Origin of the sequence: Candidatus Devosia phytovorans, assembly GCA_029202405.1 — a bacterium.
Lineage (GTDB): Bacteria > Pseudomonadota > Alphaproteobacteria > Rhizobiales > Devosiaceae > Devosia > Devosia phytovorans.
The window spans coordinates 347540-364405 of record CP119312.1 but is presented as its reverse complement, the minus strand read 5'-3'; the positions used below and the strand labels follow the sequence as shown (position 1 = coordinate 364405).

General features: G+C 61.5%; 14 protein-coding genes. 4 read left to right on the top strand and 10 right to left on the bottom strand.

The window, feature by feature from the left end; all coding sequences use genetic code 11:
* Positions 1–207: 207 nt before the first annotated feature.
* Entirely contained in the window at positions 208–1209 is a 1002-nt protein-coding gene (locus P0Y65_01785) for a LacI family DNA-binding transcriptional regulator (protein WEK05007.1), read from the bottom strand.
* A 129-nt stretch (positions 1210–1338) separates the two neighbouring features.
* Entirely contained in the window at positions 1339–2793 is a 1455-nt protein-coding gene (locus P0Y65_01780) for an alpha-glucosidase/alpha-galactosidase (GenBank protein ID WEK05006.1), read from the bottom strand.
* 104 nt (positions 2794–2897) lie between these two features.
* Here P0Y65_01780 and P0Y65_01775 point away from each other — a divergent pair, with 104 nt between their 5' ends.
* A complete protein-coding gene (locus P0Y65_01775) occupies positions 2898–3770 on the top strand; it encodes an AraC family transcriptional regulator (protein ID WEK05005.1) in 873 nt (290 codons plus the stop codon).
* A gap of 71 nt (positions 3771–3841) precedes the next feature.
* On the opposite strand, the gene P0Y65_01770 is transcribed toward P0Y65_01775, so the two are convergent.
* From P0Y65_01770 to P0Y65_01750, 5 genes are all read right to left on the bottom strand, one after another.
* Complete coding sequence (locus tag P0Y65_01770) at positions 3842–5209, bottom strand: alpha-glucosidase/alpha-galactosidase (GenBank protein WEK05004.1); 1368 nt, start codon at positions 5207–5209, stop codon at positions 3842–3844.
* Between the two features lie 13 nt (positions 5210–5222).
* Positions 5223–6893: an ABC transporter ATP-binding protein gene (locus P0Y65_01765; protein WEK05003.1), complete on the bottom strand. Its 1671-nt coding sequence runs from the start codon at positions 6891–6893 to the stop codon at positions 5223–5225.
* A gap of 10 nt (positions 6894–6903) precedes the next feature.
* Positions 6904–8091, bottom strand: a complete 1188-nt coding sequence (locus tag P0Y65_01760; protein ID WEK05002.1) for an ABC transporter permease — start codon at positions 8089–8091, stop codon at positions 6904–6906.
* The gene (locus P0Y65_01755; protein ID WEK05001.1) at positions 8091–9095 is read right to left on the bottom strand and encodes an ABC transporter permease; all 1005 of its coding nucleotides are present in this window, start codon (positions 9093–9095) and stop codon (positions 8091–8093) included. Before P0Y65_01755 ends, P0Y65_01760 begins: the two co-directional genes overlap by 1 nt.
* Before the next feature lie 72 nt (positions 9096–9167).
* Positions 9168–11282 carry an ABC transporter substrate-binding protein gene (locus P0Y65_01750; protein WEK05000.1) on the bottom strand — a complete coding sequence of 705 codons (2115 nt, stop codon included), beginning with the start codon at positions 11280–11282 and terminating at the stop codon, positions 9168–9170.
* A 137-nt stretch (positions 11283–11419) separates the two neighbouring features.
* On the opposite strand from P0Y65_01750, the gene P0Y65_01745 reads away from it, so the two are divergent.
* On the top strand, positions 11420–12397 hold the full coding sequence (locus P0Y65_01745; protein WEK04999.1) for a helix-turn-helix domain-containing protein: 978 nt from the start codon (positions 11420–11422) through the stop codon (positions 12395–12397).
* On the opposite strand, the gene P0Y65_01740 is transcribed toward P0Y65_01745, so the two are convergent.
* From P0Y65_01740 to P0Y65_01730, 3 genes are read right to left on the bottom strand one after another with little or no spacing between them, the layout of a single operon-like run.
* A complete protein-coding gene (locus tag P0Y65_01740; protein WEK04998.1) occupies positions 12390–13394 on the bottom strand; it encodes a 4-hydroxyproline epimerase in 1005 nt (334 codons plus the stop codon). The two genes, P0Y65_01745 and P0Y65_01740, sit on opposite strands and share 8 nt — an antisense overlap.
* Positions 13394–14620, bottom strand: a complete 1227-nt coding sequence (locus P0Y65_01735; protein ID WEK04997.1) for an FAD-dependent oxidoreductase — start codon at positions 14618–14620, stop codon at positions 13394–13396. The genes P0Y65_01740 and P0Y65_01735 overlap by 1 nt, the downstream gene beginning before the upstream one ends.
* Complete coding sequence (locus tag P0Y65_01730) at positions 14617–15318, bottom strand: GntR family transcriptional regulator (protein ID WEK04996.1); 702 nt, start codon at positions 15316–15318, stop codon at positions 14617–14619. Before P0Y65_01730 ends, P0Y65_01735 begins: the two co-directional genes overlap by 4 nt.
* Positions 15319–15627: 309 nt before the next feature.
* Between P0Y65_01730 and P0Y65_01725 the strand changes: the two genes are divergently transcribed.
* A complete protein-coding gene (locus P0Y65_01725) occupies positions 15628–16281 on the top strand; it encodes an NAD(P)H-dependent oxidoreductase (protein ID WEK04995.1) in 654 nt (217 codons plus the stop codon).
* Between the two features lie 111 nt (positions 16282–16392).
* Positions 16393–16848, top strand: a complete 456-nt coding sequence (locus P0Y65_01720; GenBank protein ID WEK06706.1) for a MarR family transcriptional regulator — start codon at positions 16393–16395, stop codon at positions 16846–16848.
* Positions 16849–16866: the final 18 nt, after the last annotated feature.

The window sequence follows — 16866 nt, the reverse complement described above, 5'->3', positions numbered from 1 at the left end:
CCATCGTTGCGGCCCCAGCGCCTTGAGGCGCAAATGCAAGGTAGGTCAGATTTTGCGTAGTCGCAAGTATTTTGCGCAAATCGCGCAAGTTACGCAAATTCATTCAGAAAGCGGTTTTAAGCCAATGACATAGAACAGCGAAAACACGCGTTCGGAGACGCTCGATGCTAACAGTCTGCTAACAATTTCAGGGAAAGTGCGACCGGATCAGACGCTAAAAACGGTCTCGCCCTCGACCATGCTGACGCCGATCTCCAGCTGCTGAATCGCGCGCTCGCCGTCCATATGCTCACTGAGCAGTCGCACCGCACCGCGTCCGATCGCCTCGCGATCCACCCGCATCGTGCTGAGCCGCGGCGTCGCCATGCCAGCCAGTGGCAGATCGTCGAAGCCCACGATGGAAAAGCCAGGCTTCAAGGGGCTTTCCGGTCCATAAAGCCCATCCAGCATTTCCACCGCGGCAATGTCGTTCCAGATGAAAGCCGCCGTCACGTCATGCTTGCCAGCAAGAATATCTGCCAGCAATTCCATGGTCTTGCGATCATCGTCATTGACGATCACCCCCACAGCGCCCGGCGTCCTGGCAATCGCCTGCTCAAAGCCCCGTTGCCTCTGCCTTATGGTCGGCCTGTAGTGGTGGGTGAAGTGCAAAATCCTGCGATGACCGGCCTTTAGCAGCCGCTCCGTCGCCATATAGGCGCCGTAGAAATTGGCCGGCGACACCGAACTCAGCCGCATCTGCGGGTCACTGCCATTGACCAGTACCACTGGCACCTCCGCCGCGTCCGACCATTCCGCCAGCTCGTCCCAGGCATCGATCCCCGCCAGCAACACGCCACCCGCATTGCCCTGCGCCACCTGCTTTTTCACCAGGTCCAGCGTCACCACGGATTCATTGACCAGCCGCACATCGAGCGCCATGCCCATGCTCGCCGCCTGCTCGCGCATCCCCTCGACAATGCCGAAATAGAACCCCGCCAAGCCACTGGTCGCACTGCCCAGCGGCACCAGCGCTACGGCTTTCTTGTCCCCCACCACCGCCGACAGGCTACGCTTGGATTTATAACCCAGGCTCCGTGCCACCCGCTGCACATCCGCCCGCACGGCGTCGCTGATGCCAATTTCATTGGCCAGCGCACGCGAAACCGTGCTCACCGAAACGCCCAATCGCTCCGCAATATCCGCCTGGTTTGCCCGCTTCTGAACCACGACAACCTCCGCCCATACGCCTACGCAATATTTGCGTTTTTTGAGCAGGGCAAGAGCCAGCGTCGCGCCATCAACAAAAAGGGCGCCCGCAAGGGGCGCCCAACGTCCGGGAGGACATTGATATTTACGTCAGTGGTGGCCACCGACAACTTCGCGCAGTTCTTCGACCGAGCGCACCTGCTTGCGCGCGGCACCCTGCCAGTCGCGCGTCTTGACCGTCGACTTGGCCACGCGCTCACGCGCTGCCGGCACGGCGTCGGCATACTGCGGCAGCCACTGCGCCTGGGCAACGACCATCTCGTCGACCATGGCCCAGACCTCGTCCGGCGTGCAGATGGCGCCGACCAGCGGGTCATGCAGCACGGCCAGTTTCAGCGTATCGATATTGCCAGTCATCGCCGCCTCGACCGACAGGCGCTGTACCGACACCGACACCGAGCAGGTCGCGGCGCAAGCCGTCGGCAGGGTGATGCCTTCGATCATGTTGATGCCGAAGCGATCGACATAGCCGGGGCTTTCGATGATCGCGTCATCCGGAAGGTTGGTGATGATGCCATTGTTGCGGCGGTTGAAATGGCCGCGATAGACCCGGCCGGTTTCTTTTGCCTCGATGATATAGCTGGCGTGTTCGCTGGTCCGCTTGTGTTCGCTGAGCGGCTTGGCAGCCTGTTCCTTGAACATCGGGAAGTCGGTCTCGAACCAGTTGCGGCGCTCGGTCGAATAGCGGAGGTAGCCACCGGTTTCGCCATGGATCCAGTCGCTCATGTCGATCCAGCGGCCGATCTCCTCGGGACGCTTGCGATACCAGGGCAGGTATTCGCTCAGATGCCCGTTGGACTCGGTGGAATAGACCCCGAAGCGCTTGAGGACGTCGATGCGGACCTTTTCCTGCTTGGAATAGACCGGATGCTTTTCGAAGCCCGCAAGCAACTCGTCCGCCTCGATCTTCCGGCCCTTGGCGCGGATGTCGATATACCAGGTCTGGTGGTTGATGCCCGAGCAGACATAGTCCAACTCGTCATCGCGCACGCCCAGCACATTGGCGATCTGATGCGCGCCGTGCTGCACGCCATGGCAGAGGCCGACGACATCGACGCCGCCATAGAGATCGGCCGCCCAGGTGTTCATCGCCATCGGGTTGGCATAGTTGAGGAACAGCGCGCCGGGCTCGGCCACTTCCCTGATATCCTTGCAGAAATCGAGAATGACCGGGATGTTGCGCTGGCCATAGAGAATGCCGCCGGCGCAGATCGTGTCGCCGACGCACTGGTCGACGCCATATTTGAGCGGAATGGCAATATCGGTCGAAAAGGCTTCGAGCCCGCCGACGCGGACGCAAGACATGACATAGCGCGCGCCGGTGATGGCTTCGCGGCGGTTGGTGGTCGCCGTAACCTTGGCCGGCAGCTTGTTGACCGAGACAATTGTCTCGATAACCTGCTTCACCATATCAAGATTATGCGGGTTGAGATCGGTCAGCGCGAATTCGCAATCGACGAATTCCGGCACCTTGAGCAGGTCCGAAATCAGGGTCTTGGTGAAGCCGATCGAACCGGCGCCGATGACCGTAACTTTGAATGACATGGGGTTCCTCCAGGATTCACCGACGAGGCGAATTCGTTGACACATTGCTAGCGTTGACGGGCCCATGAGTGGTAGAGAAGACTTGTGCCATCGCGGGTAATTTTGTGCTTTCCGAGCTCCTCCAACACGGCCATGACATTCGCAGCCTCACCCTGCCGCGCAGCGCCGCGCCGCTCCATTGCATGGGCATCAGCGCCGGCTATGAGCAGCGCCGCAACGAGGTCTATTCCTGGGACGGCATGCAGCGCGGCTCATCGCCCTTTCTCGTCATCCAGCACACGACGCTCGGCGAAGGCCGGCTCGACTATGCCGGCACCCGCCACCGCCTGACCCCCGGCCGCACCATGCTGGTCACCATGCCCCATGCCCATCGCTACTGGCTCGACCGCGGCGGCGAGTGGGAATATTTCTGGCTGTTGCTCAATGGCCGCGAGGCACTACGCCTCGCCCGCGAAATCCTCGATAGCGCCGGCCCGGTGCTGGAGCCGACGCCGGCACAGATCGACCGCCTCGCCGCCGCCTGCCTCACCATGCTGCAGATGCAGGACGCCACGCCCGGCCTGGCATCCAATGCCGCCTATTCCGCGATGACCAGCCTGCATGATGCCGTCTTTGGCGATCGCGCCGCCCCCGAGCAGCCGTTACCCGCCGGCATTGCCCGCGCACTGGCATATGTGGAAGCCAATATCGCCGCGCCCCTGCCCGTCGACCGGCTGGCCGGCGTTGCCGAAATGAGCCGTGGCCATTTCGTGCGCAGCTTCAGTGCCGCGCTCGGCATGGCACCCTCCGACCTTGTGCTGAACAAGCGCCTCGAACGCGTCGAGCGCCTGCTGTTGGCGACAGAGATGACTGTCTCGGAAATCGCCGCTGCGACCGGCTTTGCCGACGGCAACTACCTCGCCAAGGTGCTGCGACGTCGCAAGGGTAGTGCCCCGCTCGAATTTCGCGCCGCCGGCCGCCGCGCCGTCAGCGGCTAAAACCAAACGGCCCGGCAGGGAGTGCCGGGCCGTTCTATGGAAGCAGTGGGAGGACTGTTGCGCCGCGAAACTTACGCCACGCGCTGCTTCCGGGAGCCGCGAGCCCATTCCGGCAGCATGCTGCCATGGGCTTCGGTGAGATCGTCGACGAGGTTCCAGATCTGCTCCAGATCAAGTTCGGCGGCCGTATGGGGGTCCATCATCGCGGCATGGTAGATATGCTCGCGATTTTCGGTCATCAGCGCCGCAACGGTCAGTTCCTGCACATTGATATTGGTGCGGATCAGCGCCGTCAGCTGCGGCGGCAGGTCGCCGACAAAAGTCGGCTGCAGCCCATTGTCATCGACCAGGCACGCCACTTCGACGGCGGCATTGTTGGGCAGGTTGGTGATGACGCCATTGTTGCGCAGGTTGCCATAGATCACCGAAGGTTCGCCGGTCCACACCGAGTTGACGATGGATGAGGCATATTCCTTGGACTGCTTGACCTCGATGCGGTCAGCCGACTTGTAGTCCTCGGAGGTCTTCTTCCACTTGGCGATCTGCTCGACACAGCGTTTCGGGTACTCGTCCAGAGGGATCCCGAACTTCTCGATGATGTCCTCGCGCCCTTCCTTGATGAAATAGGGCGTGTATTCGGCGAAGTGCTCCGAGCTTTCGGTGACGAAATAGCCCAGCCGCGTCATCATCTCGTAGCGCACCTTGTTGGGGCAGCGCGGATTCCAGGTCGGCTTGGGCGCACGGCCTTCGGCATAGGCCTTGAACAGCGCCGGGTAGAGATCCTTATAGGACCCGTCGGCCTGGCGATGTTCGAACTTGAGATAGAAGGCCATGTGGTTGATGCCGGCCGACTTGTAGCGGATTTCCTCGTAGGGAATCTCGAGATCATGGGCCAGTTCCATGGCCGTGCCCTGCACCGAGTGGCAGAGGCCGACCTGCTTGATCGTCGGATACTTTTCCGAGATCGCCCAGGTGTTGATGGCCATCGGGTTCACATATTGCAGCATGATCGCATCGGGCGCGACCTGCAGCATGTCCTCGCAGATGCTCCACAGATGCGGCACGGTGCGCAGGCCGCGCATGATGCCGCCCACGCCCAGCGTATCGGCGATGGTCTGGCGCAGATTGTACTTCTTGGGCACGTCGAAATCGATCACGGTCGACGGCTCATAGCCACCGATCTGGAAGCAGACGACGACGAAATTGGTGCCATCCAGCGCCTGGCGCTGGTTGGAATAGGTCTCGACAGTCGCCGAGACGCCCAGCGTCGCGATCAGCTTCTTGGCAATGATCTCGCTCTCTTCGAGGCGCGTCGGGTTGATGTCCATCAAGCGAATGGTGGCGCCGGTCAGGGCTGGGCGCTGCAGGATGTCGCCGACGATGTTCTTCATGAACACGGCCGAACCGGCGCCGATGAAGGTGATCTTTGGATTTGCCATTGGGATGCTCCGATTAGGCGGCTATTTCGAATGCGGCGCGCACCAGGCGGGCCGTATATTCGGTCTGGGGATTGGTGAGGACATCGGCCACCGGCCCCTGCTCCACGATCTTGCCATGCTGCATGACCATGACGCGGTGACAGAGGGCGCGCACGACCTTGAGGTCGTGGCTGATGAAGAGATAGGAGAGGCCCTTTTCGTTCTGCAGCTTGCGCAGCAGGTCGATGATCTGGGCCTGGACCGACAGGTCGAGCGCCGAGGTCGGCTCGTCGAGCAGGATGAACTCGGGCTCGAGCGCAATGGCCCGGGCGATGGCGATGCGCTGGCGCTGCCCGCCCGAAAACTCATGCGGGAAGCGGTTGAGGATGGTATCGGGCATGCCCGCATCGCGCAGCGCCTGCCGCACGCGCTCGACACGCTCATTGGTATTGGCGCCGATGCCATTGACGACGAGGCCCTCCTCGATGATCTGGCGGATCGACATACGCGGATTAAGCGAGGCGAAGGGATCCTGGAACACGATCTGCATCCGGCTGCGCAGCGGCCGCATCGCCGTGCGATCCTTCTGGTCGATGCGCTCGCCGTCAAACAGGATTTCCCCGCCCTGGTTGTTGATCAGCCGGATCAGCGCCTGGCCAAAGGTGGTCTTGCCCGAGCCTGACTCGCCCACAATGCCCAGCGTCTCGTGGCGCATCAGCTTGATGTCGAGACTGTCGACCGCCTTGAGTTCGAAGAAGTCGGGCTTGAAGAAGCCACCGCGCTTCAACGTGAAGCTGACCTTGACGTCCTTGCCTTCGAGCACCGTCTCATGCTGGCCCTCGGTCAGCGGCAGCGCCGTGCCCTTGGGCTCGGAGGCCAGCAGGTGTTTCGTATAGGCATGGGTCGGATTGGCGAACAAAGCCTCGGTGGCATTGTGCTCCTGCACTTTGCCGTTCTGCATCACATAGACATAGTCGCTGAACTGGCGAACCACGGTCAGGTCATGGGTGATCAGGATCACCGCCATGCCATACTTGACCTTGAGGTCGTTGATCAGATGCAGGATCTGCGCCTGCACCGTCACGTCCAGCGCCGTGGTCGGTTCGTCGGCAATCAGGATATCCGGCCGGTTGGCCAGCGCCATGGCGATCATCACGCGCTGGCGCTGCCCGCCCGAAAGCTGGTGCGGATAATTGTTGAGCCGCGCCTTGGGCTCGGGGATCTGCACTTCGGTGAGCAGATCCTCGGCCCGCTTCATCGCCTCGGCGCGGGAGACGCGGTTGTGCAGGTGGATGATCTCGCAGATCTGCTGGCCAACGGTATAGACCGGGTTGAGCGAGCTCATCGGCTCCTGGAAGATCATGGCGATGTCATTGCCACGCAGCTTCTGCATCTGCTTTTCGCTCATCGCGACCACATCCTTGCCGGACATGGTGATCCGGGCATTGGGCAGGATGGTCGCGCGCTTGGTCAGAAGCTTCATCAGGGTACGGGCGGTCACCGACTTGCCCGAACCGCTTTCGCCCACAAGGGCAATGGTCTCGCCCTTGTGCAGCTGGAACGACACGTCTTCAACGGCGTGTACAGTGCCGCCCTCGACCTTGAAGTCGACACCGATATTGCGCGCATCGAGGATCAGCTCGCGCTCATGGGCGCCGTGATCGTGACGGGTATTGGAAACAGGCTGGCTGGTTGTCTGGGTCATGGCCTGATCCTCAATAGGGGTCGATCGCATCGCGCAGCCCATCGCCCAGCGCATTGAAGGCGAAGACGGTGATCAGCACGAAAATGACGGGCGACAAGATCCACGGATAGGAGCCGATCACCGAAAAGGAACTGGTGTCCTGCAGCATCAGGCCCCAGGAGATCAGCGGCGGCTTGACGGCAAAGCCAAGGAAACCGAGGAAGCTTTCGAGCAGCACGACCGAGGGCACCGACAGGGTCACTGCCACGATCACATGGCTCATCACATTGGGCAGGATATGCCGCGTGATGATGCGGCTATCGGGCGAACCCACCGCAATTGCAGCACGCACATAGTCGATGCGGGCCAGCGACAGCGTCTTGGACCGAACCTCGCGGCTCAACTGCGCCCAGCCCAGCACCGCCATGACGCCAATGACGAAGGCGATGAAGATATTGGATGGCGCCGTGATCGGGATCAGCGAGGTCAGTGCCAGGTAGAGCGGTAATTGCGGGAAGGCGAGGACAAATTCGACGAACTTCTGCGTCCAGCTATCAAAGCGTCCGCCGAGATAACCCGAGGTAATGCCCACCAGTGTACCGACTACCGTCGTGATCAACGTCACGATCAGCGCGATTGTCAGCGAGATGCGTGAGCCAACGATCCCGCGCGAGAGAATGTCTCGCCCGAATTTGTCGGTGCCCAAGAGATGCACCGTCTTGGCCGGATCGGTGGCGCCGAAGAAGTGGATATTGGCCGGAATGAACCAGAGGATCTGATAGGAATATCCCTGAACGAAAAAGCCGAACTCGGTCGGGTTCTCATAGTCCGGCCCGATGATGGGCTGGAAGGTGATCGGATCGAGCTCGCCGCCTTCCGACAGCGGATAGACCACCGGCAACAGCGAAAAACTGCCGTCTTGCCGCACGAAGCTCAGCGTATCGGGCGGGGCAAAGCCGATATTGGCGGCCTTGGGATCGATCGGCGCGAAGAAGTCGGCGAAGACCGCGATGATCAGCATCAGCGACACCAGCGTGACGCCCAGCATGCCCATGAAGGAGCGACGCATGCGCCGCCAGACCAGGGTCTGATAGCTTTCGCTGCCGGCATAGCGCGGGTTGAGCTTCTGCTCGACCACGGGTTCGGTGGCCGGGGTTGGCGCGGCCGTGCCGGCATCGGGCGGCAGCGGAATGGATTGGTCGATTGTGTCGCGAGCCATCATGCGCCTCCGAGACGAATACGCGGATCAAGCAGCGCCAGCAGCACATCCGAGATGATGTTGCCGATGATCAGAGTGGTGGCCAGCACCAGCATGAAGGTGGCCGTGACCCAAACGTCGCCCACGGCCATCGAACCGGTGATGGCGGGACCGACCGTCGCCAGACCGAAGACGATGGCCACTTCGATTTCGCCGGTCAGCATATAGGGCAGCACCACGCCCTGATAGGCGATCAGCGGATGCAGCGCATTAGGGGTCGCATGCTTGAGCACCACCGCACCGCGGCTGAGGCCCTTGGCGCGCGCCGTCTCGACATATTGCGCATTGAGCACGTCGAGCAGGTTCGCCCGCATCACGCGCATGTTGTAGGCCAGCCCGCCGAAGGTCGCGATGGCGATGATCGGCCAGACATGCTTGAGCAGGTCGACGAACTTGTCCCAGCTCCAGGGCGCGCCGCCGTATTTGGCCGAGAAGAAATTGCCCACATCCTGCACGCCCATGCGGAAGACTAGGATGTAGAGGATGACAATCGCGAGGAGAAAACGCGGAATGGTCATGCCGAGGAAGGAGATGATGCCGAAGAGGGTATCGATCCAGGTATACTGGCGGGTCGCGGCAACAATGCCCATCGAAATGCCGATGACCGAAGCCAGCACGTGGCAGGTGAGGGCCAAGAGGATCGTGGCGGGCAGGCGCTCGGCAACGACGGCACCGACTGGCTTGTTGAAATAGAGCGAATGCCCGAAATCGAAGCGCGTCAGGATGCCGGTGAGCCAGCGGAAATACTGGATGACCAACGGGTCATTGAGGCCATTGGCTGCGCGATAGGCAGCCGCCTGGGCTTCTGCGGCTTCCACCGAAGCGCCGCCCTGGTTGATCGCCATGGAACGGATATAGTCGCCATAGTCGCCCGGAGGCGCCTGGATGATGACGAAAGTCACGATGCTGAGAAGCAGCAGGATCGGGATCGCGGACAAGATGCGCGATAAAAGAAAACGGATCACCTGAATGGCCTCCCCTTTAGTCTGATCTGGTCGGCAGGGGCCCGAAGGCCCCTGCCCTGTTCAAAGCCCAGCCTAGTTGGCCGTGATCGGGCCATTGCCCTTGCCCGGAGCGCCAGGCAGCGTGTCGGGGAACAGTTCGGCCGTCGACTGCTGGTCTTCCGGCACATAGAGACGCTCACGGATGAGGCCGTCTTCTGCCCAGTTGAACTGCAGGATCGGCGTGCCCGGAGGCACATTGACGAAGCGCTTGTTGATGATCAGCGCGCCCGGATACTGGGTCAGGCCCCAGCCATAGACGTTCTCGGTCGAGACCTGCTGATAGGTCTTCATCAGTTCGATGCGCTCTTCCGGATCAGCCGTGCCGACGAAGCCTTCGACAGCGGCAACCATTTCCTCTTCGAAGGGCAGCAGGTCCTGCGTGCCATCCGAACCGGCACGGTGACCGCGGGAGATCTGCGGGCCGGTCGGAGCCAGGTTCTGGGTGTTCTGCACGACGGTGATCAGTTCGGAGTCGTTACGACGCAGCGTCCAGTCGAACTTGCCGGCCTGTTCATTGGCATCGCGCTGATTACCGGCCTGCGAGGCCAGAATGACGCGGAGGCCAATGGCTTCCATCTGGGCAATGACACCTTCTGCAAGGCTCTTGTCCGTCTGGTAGTCGGAGGTCGACAGCATGGTGATCTGCACGTCTGCCCCGCCCTGCACATCGGCCGGGAAGTTCACGAAGCCATTGCCGTCGGTATCGACGAGACCGGCCTTTTCGAGATGGGCTTTCGCGTCATCGGCCGAGAAGGGATAATAGACCGTCGAGTCCTTGTCATAGTAGCTGGTCGGCACCATCAACCCGCCCGGATAGGGCGAGGTGAAGGGACCGCGCACCAGCGCTTCGCCCAGGGCCTGGCGATTGAGGCCATAGGTCACCGCAAGACGGAAATCGAGATTGCGGTTGAGTTCGCGCACGGCTTGGCCGCGGGCATCCGGCTCACCCCAGCCATTGGCCGAAAGGTTCGGATAGACCGAGTAGGAGATCGTGCGGGCACCAAAGGCCAGACGGGCTGGAGCCGTGTCTTCCGCCGAACGGCGCAGGGCTTCGACGAAGCTTTCCGGCTGTTCGAGGTTGGAAAGATCGCCCGAGCCGGCCACGGCCTGCACGTCGCGATCCGCCCAGGTCGACAGGCGATACTGCATTTCGTCGAGATAGGGCAGCTGATTGCCGGCCTCGTCGACCTTCCAGTAATAGGGGTTGCGGCGCAGCACGATGATGTCGTCAGCGCGATATTCGACCGGTGCCCAGCCGCCCATGGTCGGCATGCCGAGATATTCCGGCGGGAAGGCATTCTTGAACTGGTCGTAGGTCGCGCCATCCTTGTAGGCCGGATGTTCGGCCTTGAGGATATGGCTCGGGCCGGGGCAGAAATTGCCATAGGCCATCGAATAGAGATACTGCGTCGGGCGAACCTCCTTGAAGGTCCATTTGACCGTGTATTCGTCTATCGCTTCGAGCGTCGTGCCTTCGCCAAAGGTTTCCGGCGACGCGCCGTTGAGCGGGGTGACCTGCGGATCGATGATCACATCGTTCCAGTAGAACATGATGTCTTCGCTGTCGAAGGCATCGCCATCGGACCACTTCGCGCCTTCGATCAGATGCATGGTCAGCTCATGACCATCTTCCGACCATTCCCAGCTCTTGGCCAGGTTCGGCAGCGGCTCGAGTTCCTCGGCGCGCACCTGGAACAGCGGACCGGTACGGGTCAGGCATTCGGAGAGGCCGATATCGATGCCGCCCCAACCCTGGGTCTGGCCGGCCGAATAGTTCCAGCCTTCCGGACGGCCGCCGATCACATGGCGGATCACGTCGCCATAGACGCCAGTGCCATCGGGCATGTTGGCGGTCTTGTAGACCATCGGCTCCTTGGGCAGGCGCTCGGCCACCGGCGGCAGCTTGCCGGCATCGACGAAGGCCTTCACAAAGTCAGGCTCGTGATACTCGGGCAGCGCCTTGAATTCGAGGATATCCTTGACGCCCACAAAGGTCGGAACCTGCTGGGCGTCGAACTTCGGCGGATCGGGCGGCGTGGTCGGCGCCGTCTGCGCTGAAACCGCCAACAGTGAAACGGACAAGAATAGTCCTGCCCCGCCAAGGGCATAAACATGCTTTCTCAATAGAACCTCCCATCGCACCGGCATCCGGATTTCTACCCACGGCCGGAATCCTCCCCGACCTTGCCTGTTGTGCACGACCCAAAACCTACGCCTTGCACCAGCCAATGCAATCACGAATAATAACGACTTGTTCCGGTTTCTTAAGATTGGCACCGATAAGTATGATTGTTGAAAAACCGGCTCAACCTGTCCTTCTGCGCGAAAAAGCACCCCGCCCCACCCCGCGCCCGGACCGCAGTTTCTACTCGACCGGCAAGGCCTTCGGCCGCTTCGGCATCCGCTCCTTTACGCCCCAGATCATGCCCGGTCCGCATGACCACGGCCATATCGAATTCAACTGGCTGACCCGCGGCAAGATGGACTACGAATTCCACGGCGGACCGGCGACGGTCGAAGCCGGCCGCCTTGTCGTCTTCTGGGCAGGCATCCCGCACCAGACCGTCGACCTGCGCGAGGTGGAGGACGGACGACAGCTCAACATCTACCTGCCCATGGACGCTTTCCTCGAAATGCCCCAGCTCGGTCGCCTTACCGAAACGCTGATGGGTGGCGGTGTCATCCAGCTCAACAGTGACTGTATCGGCCTCGAAACGCTCGAGCGCTGGCACCAGGACTATCGCAGTGGCAATGCCGTGCGCACCGATATCGTCCGCGCCGAAATTGGCACCATGTTCCGCCGCGCCGCCATCACCGGCTGGGATACCCTGCTGCCGGCCTGGGTGGAAAATACCGGCACCCGTACCCGCACGGGATCATCGGTGAGCTATGTCGTGCGCATGGTGCGCCACATCGTTGAGAACATCACCGACCCACTAAGCCTCGAGGACATCGCCAGGGTGGTGGACCTTCACCCCAATTATGCTGCCAACCTCTTCACCAAGGTCATGCATATCTCGATCCAGAAATTCGTCATCCGCATGCGCCTGATCCGCGCGCGCTCGCTGCTGTTCGACGGCAATATTCCAATCTCCAGCGTTGCCTTCCGCGCCGGCTTCGTCTCGCCGACCCAGTTCTACGAACATTTCCGCCGCGCCTATGGCATGACGCCGACGCAAATGCGCAAGGACACCATCGCCGCGCCTGCAGAGGAATTTGTCACGGACGCGCCGTACGAGCGTGGTGCAGTGCTGACTAGTTGACGGTAAAACCCTTCACGAAGGGATCGCGGTCATCGAGGAAAATGGTGTTGTAGCCCGTCATCCAGGCCTGGCCAGCGATCGAGGGCACCATGCCCGCAAATTCCCCGACCCGCGTCGCAGCCTCTACCTTGCCGTGGAACAGGCTGCCGATAATGCTTTCATGCACGAAGCTGTCGCCGACCCTGAGTTCGCCCTTGCCGAACTTTTGCGCCATGCGTGCCGAGGTGCCGGTCCCACAGGGTGACCGGTCGATCGCCTTCTCGCCGTAGAACACCGCGTTGCGCGCATCGGCCTCTGGATGGTTTGGCCTGCCCGTCCACATCACATGCCGCAAGCCGTTGATGGTGGGAAACAGCGGATGCTGAAAACTGTACTTCTCGTTGATGAGCTGCCGCGCCACCGGTGACAATTGCTGGATATCGAAGGCGCTGAACTGCGACATATCCTCAAAGCCCGGCTGCGGCTCGAAAATAGCGTAGAAATTTCCGCCATAGGCCACGTCGAACTTGAGCGGTCCGATACCCGGCAGGTCGATCTGCAGATCGGTCTGATAGAGGAAGGACGGCACATTTGTGATCTTGACGCTGGTGACGTGACCGGCCGCATCCTGCTCATAATCGCATTCGATGATGCCGGCCGGCACTTCGAGGCGCAGGTGACCGGGCACTTTCGGCGTCACGAGGCCTTCCTCGATCATCACCGTCACCGTGCCGATCGTGCCGTGACCACACATCGGCAGACAGCCCGAAGTCTCGATGAAGAGTATGGAGCCATCCACATCCTCGCGCAGCGCCGGATAAAGGATCGAGCCCGACATGACGTCATGGCCACGCGGTTCGAACATCAGGCCCGTGCGAATCCAGTCATATTCGGCGACAAAATGCTCGCGCCGCGCATTCATCGTGTCGCCCACCAGGTCCGGGCCGCCACCGGCCACCACGCGCACAGGATTGCCGCAGGTATGGGCATCGACGCAGAAGAAAGTCCGCCTGGTCATTATTGAAACCTTTGTATCGAGAATGCCGGAACTTCGGGCCCGCCGGCCACCAGGTCGGCAATCATCCGACCTGTCACCGCGCTCAGCGTCAGGCCGAGATGGCCATGTCCGAAGGCAAAGAGGACCCGTTTGTCGCGCGGATGCCGGCTGATGACCGGCAGCGAGTCCGGCGTCGACGGACGCCGCCCCATCCATTCCGTGCCGCCTTCGGGCAGCGCGGGCACATAGCGGCGCATCTTGGCGCGCATCGCCTTGGCGCGTCCATAATTGGGCGCCGTCTCCGGCTTGGCCAGCTCCACCGCACCACCAACGCGCAACCCGTCGACCAAGGGCGAGGCAATGAAGCCATGATCGGCAAAACCGACAGGCATGGCGAGGTTCCAGTCGAGGTCGGTGAAGGTGGTATTATAGCCCCGTTCGGTTTCGAGCAGCACCTTGGCCCCGCTCTGGCGCACCAGTTCGCGAGACCACACCCCGGCAGCTACGACGACGAAATCGGCGCTGGAACTGCGGCCGTCTTCGAGATTGAGCGTGACGCCATCGGCGCCCTGCTCCAGCCCTACCACCCTGCCCGCCTCGATACGGGCCTTGCCACGCAGGAAGGACTGATAGTGGCGCAATACGGTCAGTGGATTGGTGACCATCCAGTAACCCGGCTGATGCACCGCGCCGGCAAAGTCGCCCTCAAGCTGTGGCACCAGGCGACGCGCCGCAGCCACATCAAGTGCCTCATAGTCATAGCCGAGCACAGCCTTGACCTTTTCTGCCTCGTCAAGCCCGGCCGCGACGCTGCGCTGCGTGCTGTGCACCGACAGGTATCCGCTCTGACGCAGATAGTTTTCCACGCCGGCGATGCCCGACATCGTGCGATGGTCGTCGAGCGCTGTCTGCATCAGGCTGCCCAACGCCCGTCGGACATGAACCCCATGCGACGGCACCGCTGACCTGAGGAACGCCATGAGCCACGGCAGCATCGCCGGCACATCCTGCCAACGGATTGTCAGCGGCCCGAGCGGATCGAGCAGCCATCCTGGCACGGCCGTCAGAATGCCTGGACTGGCCAGCGGAGCAATTTCCGGCAAGGCAATCAGCGCGGCATTGCCCGAGGACGTGGGCAAGCCATCGGGATCGGCATCGAATACCACGACCTCGTGGCCAGCTTCAGTCAGCCAGGTTGCAACCGCGCTACCGACAATGCCGGCACCAACAACGTGAATACGGCTCAATTTTCTGCTCCGCTCAACGCGATACCACTAGCGGTATCGCGGGCAATGTAGGTCTGGATCTGCCGCACGATCTGCGCAGCGTGCCGCGCTCCCAGCCTGTCAGCCTGAACGGCATCCCCCGCCTCGATGGCTGCGATCATCTCGCCATGCTCGTCGACATATTGCAGCGGCAGGGCATCATCGAAGGACTGGTAGTAGAGGCGCAACACGCGCCGCCCTTCGTCAAGCAGGCGGGCAAAAAGCTGGGTGAAATAGTGATTGCCGCCAGCCTCGGCGATGGCGACGTGGAATTCGCGATTGGTACTGATCATATCCAGCGCGTCCTGGCGCTTCACCGCATCGGCATAGAGACCAGCCAGCGCGCGGATACGCTCGACATCCTCCGACTTGCGGTGCACGGCCGCCGAGCGCGTCGTCACCCGGTACATCAGCGTCAACGCCTCGAAATAATAGGGCAAATTCACGAAATCGATCGGCGCCACGATCGTATTGCGATTGGGCAGGGTAACGAGCAGGCCTTCTGCGCTCAGGCGCACCATGGCCTCGCGAATGGGCGTGCGCGAGAGGTCGAATTGCTCGGCCAGACGCATCTCGTCTAGTGGACTGCCCGGATCAAGGGTCAAGTCCAGGATGGACTGACGCAGGCTGTCATAGACCGTCTGCACCCCTTGGCCACGTTTTTTGGGCGGCGATTCCAAAACCTCGACCTCCCTTGGCGTCTCGACAAGACTGCGATTCACAGCGCTTCCACCGGCTCATAGGGGAATGGGCGCTTGGCTCTCAAAGTCTCATATACAATTAGTCGACAAGCCGCCATCCCCGTCCGGATGTGACCATCGCGGGGATGCGGTTCTCCATTCCGTTCGCAGCTCTCTTGGAGTTGGTTGGCCAAGAGACGACTGATCACGTTAGCGCAGGCAAACAAGGAGATATGCGACCAAAGATCTTGTCAATGTATCGTCTGTACCATAGATGATCTTCATAGACGATTATATGGATCACAGATCATGACTAAAATCTTCCGCCTGGACGCCAGCATCCGTGCCGAGGGCTCGGTAACCCGCGCCGTTGCCGACACCATGCAGTCTGAACTGGCTGCAACACTTGGCAATGCCGAGGTGATCCGGCGAGACGTCGGCCTGACACCGCTTCCTGCGACCGCCTGGGCGGGCTCGCTGTTCGGCCGCCATGTTCCCGCCGAACAGCAGACCACAGAGCAGCGCGAAGGCATTGCCCTGGCCACCACCCTGGCCGAAGAATTGCTAGCCGCCGATGCCTACCTTTTTGCCCTGCCCTTCTATAATTTCGGCGTCTCGCAGCATTTCAAGGCCTATGCCGACCTGCTGATGACCGAGCCACGCTTTACGCCAGGGCAATCACCAATCCTCGCCGGACGGCCTGCTCAGCTCGTCGTGGCGCGCGGCGGCGGCTATGGCCCGGGCACGCCGCGCTTTGGCTGGGATCATGGTACCGCCTGGTACCAGCGCCTTCTGAGTGACGTCCTCGGCCTCGAGCTTGAGGTCGTCGAGGTCGAACTGACCCTTGCGGATGTCTCGCCGGCCATGGAGAGCCTGCGCGGCCAGGCAGCCGAGAACCTGCGATTGGGTCATGCCCAGGCAAGGGACAATGTCGGACGCCTCGCCCAACGCCTTCGCGCCTAGCCGCTTCTCGACTTCAGCGATGGCGATCGCTAAATTGATGGCATGAGCAATTCTCGTCAAACACCGACGCCGCCTCACCACATGGAAAGCCTGGGGTGGACCTTGGCATCCGTGCTGCGCGATTACCAGAAGCAGGCCGAAGCTGCCTTGTCCGGCCTGCCCGGCGGCAGCCGCGCCTTCCTTGTGATGTCGCTGGTGCAGAATGAAGCCTGCCAGAGCCAGATCGCCATCGCCGAGCGCATCGCCCTCGACAAGACCACGATGACCTACCTGATCGACGCGCTTGAGAAGGAAGACCTCGTCAGGCGCACCACCGATCCCAACGACCGCCGCAGCCGTCAGCTCAGCCTGACCCCTAATGGGACGTCGTCCCTTGCAAGATATACCCAGGCAATCGCCGAGGTCGACCAAGCCATTCTATCGCGTCTCCCGAACGGGGAGGCCAGCCTGTTCAAAGCCTTGCTCAACAAGGTTGCAGGTCTGGAAGCGCCGGCGAAAGCTGCTGAAAACGAGGACGACGCAGCCCACATCTGCCGCGCGGTTGTCGGCGCCGATGTCGCCTGCTGACGGCGAACCAGACCCCGC

What these genes read in the sequence shown, in the direction of transcription:
- P0Y65_01780 (WEK05006.1), bottom strand. Translation starts at nt 2,793, where the DNA reads ATGTCATTCAAAGTTACGGTCATCGGCGCCGGTTCGATCGGCTTCACC.
- P0Y65_01770 (WEK05004.1), bottom strand. Translation starts at nt 5,209, where the DNA reads ATGGCAAATCCAAAGATCACCTTCATCGGCGCCGGTTCGGCCGTGTTC.
- P0Y65_01765 (WEK05003.1), bottom strand. Translation starts at nt 6,893, where the DNA reads ATGACCCAGACAACCAGCCAGCCTGTTTCCAATACCCGTCACGATCAC.
- P0Y65_01760 (WEK05002.1), bottom strand. Translation starts at nt 8,091, where the DNA reads ATGGCTCGCGACACAATCGACCAATCCATTCCGCTGCCGCCCGATGCC.
- P0Y65_01750 (WEK05000.1), bottom strand. Translation starts at nt 11,282, where the DNA reads ATGCCGGTGCGATGGGAGGTTCTATTGAGAAAGCATGTTTATGCCCTT.
- P0Y65_01745 (WEK04999.1), top strand. Translation starts at nt 11,420, where the DNA reads ATGATTGTTGAAAAACCGGCTCAACCTGTCCTTCTGCGCGAAAAAGCA.
- P0Y65_01740 (WEK04998.1), bottom strand. Translation starts at nt 13,394, where the DNA reads ATGACCAGGCGGACTTTCTTCTGCGTCGATGCCCATACCTGCGGCAAT.
- P0Y65_01725 (WEK04995.1), top strand. Translation starts at nt 15,628, where the DNA reads ATGACTAAAATCTTCCGCCTGGACGCCAGCATCCGTGCCGAGGGCTCG.